This is a genomic window from Vreelandella indica (genome assembly GCF_037070225.1).
In the GTDB taxonomy this organism is placed as follows: Bacteria; Pseudomonadota; Gammaproteobacteria; order Pseudomonadales; family Halomonadaceae; genus Vreelandella; species Vreelandella arctica.
On record NZ_JBANSO010000094.1, the window covers coordinates 1 to 1,088 of the forward strand.

A 1,088-nucleotide genomic window follows, 5' to 3' on the forward strand; every position below is an offset into this window, starting at 1 on the left:
TAAGTGGTTATGCATAAGTTATAGAGTAATTAGTGCCGTAACCATTGCATACGTTTTTGACCGCTTCACAAAGCTTATCGAACGAACTGTAGGCTGTTAACGGTAGCCACCGGTATTTGATTTCGCGCCAAAGGATTTCGATCAGGTTCAGCTCCGGCGAATACGGCGACAAATAGACCAGATGAATGCGATGTGCCATCCAATCAATACGTTTGCGCTGGAATGCCTTGGAACGGTGCATTTTGGCATTATCCAGTATCACGACGGCGAAGGCGTTAGGGTCTTTATGTGCCGCAAACTGATCAAAGGCTTCTATAACGGTCTCAGTGGTCACTGACTCGGTGGTCATGTGGTGAAAAAACTCGTCTTTTCTGGTGAGAAAGCCCAGTACATTCAATCGTTTGCTGTGTGGGTAGGCCGTGACTTCCCAGGGCTTGCCTATCGGGCTCCATGCATAAGGAAGTGACGATGATTGCGAGAAACCGGCTTCATCAAAGAAATAGAGATCGCACTCACCCTCATCTTCCCACTCCTTCAATACATTGATCATCTCTTGCGTATGGCGGAAATCTGTTTCGTCACGCTGTGCCCTCAATGAGCGGCGTATCCGCTTACAGCTATAGCCTTTTTTTTAACGCGCGCCGCAACGTGTCCTGGCTGACGACGTTGCCTGTCTGCTCCTGAAACTTGGCATGGAGGACAGGCAATTGATGGGGATATTCTTCAACCAGTTGCTCTAACACAGCAAGATCACTCTCGCTGAGAAGGTGGGGGCGTCCTTCGCGAGGCTTGTCTTGAAGCCCTTCAATACCGCCTGCTTCCCATTGGGATAACCACGTCGATACCGTATCGCGCTTGACCCCGATAATATCGCGAATCTGGTTAATCGTATGGCCCTTGTGGTTGAGCAGAATGGCGTGAGCCCGACGACGTAGCGCTCTCTTTTCGCCGTACTGGTAGGCTTCATTTAAGAGTCGTTGCTGGTCAGGTGTTAAAGAAACAAAACGTAAGCGCCGAGACATGGTTCCGTATTTTACTCTGATGGATCTTTGTTATTTATACACGATAATTTATGCGAAGTCACTTAG

1 protein-coding gene is annotated in these 1,088 nt (G+C 48.6%); it reads right to left on the bottom strand.

From position 1 onward, the window contains the following. Nucleotides 1-7 precede the first annotated feature (7 nt). Nucleotides 8-1,022 (bottom strand): IS630 family transposase gene (locus V8L71_RS20655; RefSeq protein WP_336275343.1). Its coding sequence is split into 2 segments (ribosomal slippage): nt 8-623 and nt 622-1,022, totalling 1,017 coding nucleotides; the frame shifts between segments, so codons are not numbered across the junction. Nucleotides 1,023-1,088 lie beyond the last annotated feature (66 nt).